Below are 7,408 nucleotides of genomic sequence, written 5' to 3' on the forward strand. Positions count from 1 at the left end.
CTATTTGTCGAGTCTGCATCTTGTTCATGTCGGTTTTTATTCACCAGGTTATCCACATCATTTCCACCGGCTTGTGCCTCGTTGAAAGTGCTCGTCTGGGGTAAACTGGATCATCCATTTCAGGCAGAAGAGAAAAAAGTGGCAGAAGTCTTTCACCAACAATTTTCCGGACAGACCGACAGCAAAACCCAGGCGTTGAGAATTCCGCCGCATTCGATCCAGGCAGAACGCGCCGTTCTCGGTGGGCTGATGCTGGATAACCGGGCATGGGACCAGGTTGCCGGCCGTGTCAGCAAGGGGGATTTCTACCGTCGTGAGCATCAACTTATCTTTGATGCGATAGATACGCTTGCAGAGCTTGGCAAACCCTTTGATGTTGTCACCCTGGCCGAGGAGCTCGAAGGTTTCGGGCATCTCGACGAGATTGGCGGACTCGTCTATCTCGGGACTCTCGCCAGTGATACACCGAGCGCCGCGAATATCCGTTCCTATGCAGATATCGTGCGTGAACACTCGGTTGTACGTCAGCTGATCCATGTCGGTACCGAGATTGCCGACAGCGGTTTCCAGACCGAGGGTCGCAAAAGCGACGACCTCCTCGATGAAGCTGAGCGCAAGGTGTTCGAAATTGCCGAACAGCGCCAGCGTGGTGTTGGTGGTGGTTTCCAGCCAACCAAAACATTGGTTAAGACTGCACTGGAACAGATTGAGCAGCTTTACGAGTCGGATGATCCGCTCACCGGCACCACGACCGGTTTCACTGATCTTGACGATGCCACCTCAGGCCTGCAGGACTCCGACCTGATCATTGTTGCCGGACGACCCTCAATGGGTAAAACCACCTTTGCCATGAATATGGCCGAGAATGTTGCCATCAAGGCGCGTAAACCCGTTGCTGTCTTCAGTATGGAGATGCCGGGCGAACAGCTTGCGATGCGTATGCTCTCGTCGCTGGGGCGTGTCGAGTTGGGGCGTATCCGTAGCGGCAAACTGCTCGACGATGAGTGGCCACGCCTGACATCAGCCGTTTCAATTCTAGCCGAGGCACCGATTCATATCGACGACACACCGGCGCTGACGCCATCGGATCTGCGTGCGCGTGCACGCAGACTGAAACGTGAATGTGACGGTGAGCTGGGCCTTATCGTTATCGACTATATGCAGCTGATGCAAGCGCCCGGAACCGAGAACCGGACCAACGAGATCGGTTTGATTTCACGCTCATTGAAAGCGCTGGCGAAAGAGCTCAAGGTACCGGTTATTGCCCTGTCGCAGCTCAACCGTGGTCTTGAGCAGCGTACCAACAAGCGTCCCATTATGTCGGACCTGCGTGAATCTGGAAGTATTGAGCAGGACGCTGACGTCATCATCTTTATCTACCGTGACGAGGTCTACAATGATGACTTGCCTGAAGAAGAGAAGGGCAAGGCAGAAATTATCATTGGCAAGCAACGTAACGGACCGCTGGCGAATATCAAGCTGACTTTCCTTGGTAAGTACACCAAGTTCGAGAATTTCTCTCCTGTTGGCGGTTACGGCGACAACTACGGTGGCTAACCCGGTCGCACGCATCGATCTTGATGCACTGGTCCACAATTACCAGCGCGCAAGTGAAGCCTGCAGCTGCCCGCTATTTGCCGTGGTCAAGGCGAATGCCTATGGCCATGGTCTGTTGCACGTGGTCGATGCATTGCGTCAGCAGGCTGACGGCTTTGCTGTATCACGTGTTGAAGAGGCGTTAGAACTCAGGTCTCACGGCGTTGAACAGCGCCTGCTGGTTCTTGGCGGCATCATGCAGGCACCGGAAATCAAATTTGCATCAGACAACAGCATCGAGGTCGTTATTCACGACGACAAGCAACTTGCCATGCTGGAATCATGGCAGGGCAGTGACAAAGGCACCCTGCGTGTTTGGGTAAAGATCGATACAGGCATGCACAGGTTGGGTTTCGCACCATCTCATGCCAAATCGGTGCTTGAGCGAATTGGCTCAATCAAGCATGTGGAACTTGTCGGTGTGCTGACGCATTTCGCCAACGCCGATGACCTGGCACGTGAAACAACCAGCCAACAGCTGGCAGAGATTGCTCCTTTCGAAGCGAGTGCCGACAATATCAGTCTCGCCAACTCAGCTGCTATCCTCGGATGGCCGGATGCACACAAGGGCTGGGGGCGTCCCGGCATCATGCTTTATGGCGCCTCTCCCTTTTTAAATCGCACAGCTAAAGATGACGGGATCAAGCCTGTCATGACACTGAGAACAAAACTCATATCGGTACATGAACTGAAGCAGGGCGATGCCATCGGTTACGGCAGTACCTGGAGTTGTCCGCAAGATATGCGCGTTGGTGTCGCTGCAATTGGCTACGGTGATGGTTACCCGCGTCATGCACCGAGTGGCACACCGGTACTGATCAACGGTAAGCGTGCACCGCTTGTCGGGCGCGTGTCGATGGACCTGATTACTATCGACCTGCGTGAACACCCGAATGCAGCTGTCGGCGACAGTGTTGTGCTCTGGGGCGAGGGTTTGCCTGTCGAAGAGATTGCACAATATGCAGACACCATCAGTTATGAGCTCTTTTGTCGCCTGACCGGGCGGATCAAGTTCCGTTACGAACAGGCTCCCTGATGGCAAAAGCAGCGAAGGTTCAGTATCAGTGTGATCAGTGTGGCGCCACCTATCCGAAATGGGCAGGGCAGTGCAGTGACTGTGGTGCCTGGAACAGTTTGAGTGAGGCACGGGTTGCTCCGCCCTCGAAACGCCCGGTTGGATATGCAGGTGAAAGCGGTGATGTCACCGTGCGCAAGCTCAGCGAGGTTGGTGCCGAAACACAGAGTCGCATCAACACGGGTATCAGCGAACTCAACCGGGTTCTGGGTACAGGCCTCGTCGAGGGTTCAGTTGTATTGCTCGGCGGCGATCCCGGTATCGGTAAATCGACCCTTCTGATCCAGATGCTGGCAATGCTCGCGGCATCACACCCGGCGCTTTACGTCAGTGGCGAGGAGTCAGCCGAGCAGATCGGGCTGCGCGCACGTCGCCTTGGACTCGATGCCGGTGATCTTGGCCTGCTGACAGAGACATCCATCGAGCGCGTATTGGCACTCGCCTCGAGTGCAAAACCGCGCATCATGGTGGTTGACTCTATCCAGACCATGTACACGGAGATGATCCAGTCCGCACCGGGCGGTGTTGCACAGGTACGTGAATCGACTGCGCAACTGGTGCGCTTCGCCAAGCAGACCGGTACCTGTGTGATTCTCGTCGGCCATGTCACCAAGGAAGGCAACCTCGCCGGGCCGCGCGTGCTCGAACACATGGTTGATACCGTGCTCTATTTTGAAGGTGAGGCAGGCAGCCAGTTTCGCTTGATACGCACCATGAAAAACCGCTTCGGCGCAGTCAACGAACTGGGTCTGTTCGCGATGACTGACCAGGGCCTCAAGCCTGTCACCAATCCCTCGGCGATATTTCTCTCACGTCACGAGGAGCCTGTCAGCGGTAGTGCTATTCTTGTCACGCGTGAGGGCAGTCGTCCCTTGCTGGTTGAGGTTCAGGCACTAGTGGACAGCAGTCCACTCTCTAATCCACGCCGTGTTTCACTTGGTCTTGAACAAAACCGTCTCTCAATGCTGCTCGCAGTGCTGCATCGTCATGCGGGTGTTGGTATGTACGACCAGGATGTCTATGTGAACGTGGTTGGTGGAGTGCGTATTACGGAGACAGCGGCTGACCTTCCGGTACTGCTGTCAGTGCTGTCGAGTTTCAGGGATAGGCCTTTGAGCCGTCATCTCGCCGCGTTCGGTGAGGTTGGCTTGTCAGGTGAAATTCGTCCGGTGCCAAATGGTGAGGAACGAATTCGTGAAGCGGTCAAACATGGTTTTACACGTATTCTCGTACCTTCAGCAAACAAGCCCAAGAGCAGCTTTGATGGTGTCGAGATCGTTCCCGTTCAGCGTCTCTCTGAAGCGATTTCACACACAGAGTAGTGTTGCGCTATTAACAGCAGGGTTGTTGAGAGATTAAGCCACGTCGGTGTGAGAGAGGTAAAAAGCACTTCCAACGGCGCTGCGGAGAGGAGTGTTTAACAACGCCGGTTGGAAGTGAAGGGGTTGAATCATAAATGCGTTTCAGCTATTGATTAGAAGCTGGCATGCAGTTTTACCCACGCGCTGATGCCAGGCTCATTGACCTGGATCTGCGTTGGATCGAATGCACTGGAACGATTCAGGTGCTGTGCATACTCCTCGTCAAACAGGTTGTCGACGCCGAAATCGACGGTGACATTGCTGTTCACACGGTATTCACCGTAGAGATCGACAACTGCCCAGCCGGGAGTCTGATCGACATCCAGTCCGCTTCCTGTTGATGCATCATCATCCACACGAGTCTGCTTGGCAGCTGCACGTACTCTTGCACCGGCATCCCAGTCAGAAGCTTTATAGTCAAGACTTGCTACTGCTTCCAAAGGTGGTGTCTGAGCGATAGGGCGATCGTCCGTATCATTGTCAGCATGGACATATGCGAGTCCGAAATTGGATGACCAGTCAGCGTTCCACTGGTAGTTAAGGCTGGCCTCAAAGCCGTAGAGTGAGGCATCGACGTTGCGATAGATGGTGGCATTACCATTGCCCCCATTATTATGGTTTCTATCACGCAGGATATAGTCCTGAACATCGGTGTAATAGACAGATGCATCCAGTTCCCACTTGTCACCCCGCAGCACAGCACCAGCTTCAATCTGGTGGTGTTTCTCCGGATCAAGGGTAGGGTTACCGACCCATCGCGCATCAGGAGACATGCCATTAGACGCAATATATTTTTCTGTGGCATCTGCTGTTCTGACTGTGCGTGAAATACCCGCATAGAGCATGTCGCCACTATCAAGATCGTGCTCGAACCTTAGCAGGCCTCCCCAGTTGTTTTCGGTGCGCTTTTCAGCAGTGGCACCATAGTACAGGGAGTAAAGCTGATTCGGACTCATTGGCATCATCGGTGGATCAATATCTGCTCGAGAGGCATCCGATGTAACATGATCATAGCGAATGCCGCCAATGATACGGTTTGTCAGATCGAGATCATGTTCCAGTTCTACGAAAGCACCGGTTTGGTCAATGCTGACTCCAGGCCACAGAACTGAATTCAGATTGCCTGAAGTATCATTAAACCTGTCAGCATCACGATCGTTGTTCTGCATGTCGACACCCATTTTCCAGTGTCCGATGTCTGAGTCGACTTCAAGAACGATGCGTCCACCAGTAGTATCCGAAGTGGAAGGTGCGCGCATGTCATCCATCATCATTGGAGGGGTGCGCAGGGTATAGTTATCCATGACATGAGCAACTTCAGAACGATAGGCCTCGATCTTCAGCTTATCGAGCATGCCAGGCATGTTCTCGGCCTGGTACTTGAGGCGAATGGTGTCATTGTCCGAGACGGGTGAATCCATACCGGCACCTGCATAGAGCAGGTCATCTGTGCGTTGAGCCTCGAGAGTGAGATCGAGACGGTGATCGCTATCCGGCGTGAATCCGAGAATCAGAGTTCCATTGCTCTCTTCAAAACCGGAACGGATCTCGTTTCCGCCACCATCCTCGTAGTTATCGGCTTCCATGTGTGAGCCGATGAAACGGCCGAAGAACTTTTCGCTGCCGGCTGAAACGTCGATCGCGGCATCCCAGATATTGCCATTGCTGCGGTAACCGGCTTCGGCACTGGCACGGACTGGTTCGTCCTCGTAAAAAGGGCGTGTCTCACGGTTAAACAGGATGGTACCGCCGGCTCCACCACCATACTCAAGTGTCCTGACACCCTTTATAACGGTGATTTCTTCATAGCTTGCAGTCGGAGCATAGGCTGTTGGCGGATCCATGCGATTGGGGCATCCACCGTGCACGTAGGCTCCATCAAGGAGTACGTTGATTCGGTTCTGGCTTTGGCCACGGATTGTCGGATCCGTACCGTGACCACCGATACGTGAACCGGAGACGCCCGGAATATCACGTAGCATCTCGGCTGTGTCACGAGTTCCGGATTGCTCGCCCGTAGCAACGGTTGAGCTGCCAGGCTGGTTGTCATCCTCCGCGGTGATGACAATGGTGTCGATAACGTCGGCCTGAACGTCCAGAGCCGTTTCGCTTAGTGCTGTCTGCGCCATGGCGCACATTACCGCTGTAGCAGTACATGTCATTACAAATTTCATTCTTTACCCCTTGTGGGCCTCTGATCTGTCCCGTGACCAGCTTCAATTCAGCTTGCGAGTAGTAGCAAGCCAGCTTGGCAAATCACTGTGTGGAATCAGACGCGGCTAGTTATCGAATAGCCCAGAGTTCCCTAGTATCAGTTGTCTGTTTTTTTGTTTTAGTAAAAAAATCAGGCAAGTGGCGGGGCGCGCGTGTGGTATGCAGAGTAGTGGAGTGAATGGTGTTGATGGGTCGATGTCTGGTCGACCGAACCAATGGAATGGAATAGGGTGGCTGCCACCATTGGTGGTTTTGGTTGATATGCAGATCCGGAGATTTGCATCAGTTCAACTGCGGGGCAGTAGTCGCTCTCTGCCTCGCTTATCAGCATGCCATCTTCAACATATATTTCTTCAAGTCCGTAGAGAGTACAGACAACGACCATACGTCCGTCACTATCATTCATGAAAGCCGGGCTGGCGAAGAAAGTGATGACCGGTTGAAGCATGAACACGCCAATCAACAGCCACGCGGTGGCTGTACGTTTTGATTGTGATTGGCGTGAAAAGAGATTCATCTGTTCTTTCTAATTTGTTGAGTGCAGTTCTGCGAAATTGATATCAATAATACAGGCAATTCTAGCAGTGTTCCATCAGGAGTTGTTGATGAATATCAAATACAATAGAGAGCTGGATTGATGCATAACACTGACATGTATCGTAATCACACCTGTTCAACGTCTGCCAGAAGCGATTGAGCCGCTTGATCGGGTCAAGCCGGTTGTTCAATTGTCATGTCAGTTTGCCCAGGCTCATTTGATCTGGAATGCCATGGAAAACCGAATGACCTGAGGGCATTCGCCTTTAGGGGGCGGAGGTAATGGTTTTGCGGCATTCACAGCTTTTTTTGTCGCCTTGGATAGCAGTACATGACCCTTGTCAATCTTGAGGTTTGAAAGTTTGCCGTCACACCCAATTTTAAATGAGACGCCTATACGTCCCTCTACATTTCTTCTGCGCGCAGCGGTCGGATAGTGTTTCTTCGATTCAATTTTCGCTAGTAACCTGGCCTTGTACTGATCACGCTTCTTTTTGCTTTGGGCGATTTGAGCAGCAGAGGCCTGCTGTTGTCGTGGTTTTGGCTTTACCTTGGGTTTGTCCTTCTTTTTGGGTTTTTCTACTGGCTCGGGCTCAGGCTCAGGCTCAGGCTCTGGCTCTGGCTC

General features: G+C 52.9%; 6 protein-coding genes. 3 read left to right on the forward strand and 3 right to left on the reverse strand.

Annotated features, from left to right (window positions below; genetic code table 11):
* Positions 1 to 138 precede the first annotated feature (138 nt).
* Genes dnaB through radA form a run of 3 tightly spaced genes read left to right on the forward strand, consistent with a single transcriptional unit; the run spans position 139 to position 3,993 of the window.
* Positions 139 to 1,557, forward strand: a complete 1,419-nt coding sequence (dnaB, locus tag BOW06_RS10635) for a replicative DNA helicase (RefSeq protein WP_043117822.1) — start codon at positions 139 to 141, stop codon at positions 1,555 to 1,557.
* Positions 1,550 to 2,632 carry an alanine racemase gene (gene alr / locus BOW06_RS10640; protein WP_043117080.1) on the forward strand — a complete coding sequence of 361 codons (1,083 nt, stop codon included), beginning with the start codon at positions 1,550 to 1,552 and terminating at the stop codon, positions 2,630 to 2,632. The genes dnaB and alr overlap by 8 nt, the downstream gene beginning before the upstream one ends.
* Positions 2,632 to 3,993, forward strand: coding sequence for a DNA repair protein RadA (radA, locus tag BOW06_RS10645; protein ID WP_078453016.1), 1,362 nt, complete (start codon positions 2,632 to 2,634; stop codon positions 3,991 to 3,993). Before alr ends, radA begins: the two co-directional genes overlap by 1 nt.
* Before the next feature lie 152 nt (positions 3,994 to 4,145).
* Here the strand turns inward: radA and BOW06_RS10650 are convergent, their stop codons facing one another.
* The 3 genes from BOW06_RS10650 to BOW06_RS10660 form a co-directional block, all read right to left on the reverse strand.
* The gene (locus tag BOW06_RS10650; protein WP_078454571.1) at positions 4,146 to 6,206 is read right to left on the reverse strand and encodes a TonB-dependent copper receptor; all 2,061 of its coding nucleotides are present in this window, start codon (positions 6,204 to 6,206) and stop codon (positions 4,146 to 4,148) included.
* A gap of 170 nt (positions 6,207 to 6,376) precedes the next feature.
* Positions 6,377 to 6,763 (reverse strand): hypothetical protein, encoded by a 387-nt coding sequence (locus BOW06_RS10655; protein ID WP_078453018.1) that lies wholly within the window; start codon positions 6,761 to 6,763, stop codon positions 6,377 to 6,379.
* A 234-nt stretch (positions 6,764 to 6,997) separates the two neighbouring features.
* The coding region (locus tag BOW06_RS10660) for a TonB family protein (RefSeq protein WP_144077463.1) at positions 6,998 to 7,408 on the reverse strand (411 nt) is incomplete at its 5' end.

The sequence above is a fragment of the Solemya velum gill symbiont genome (assembly GCF_002020255.1).
In the GTDB taxonomy this organism is placed as follows: Bacteria; Pseudomonadota; Gammaproteobacteria; order Chromatiales; family Chromatiaceae.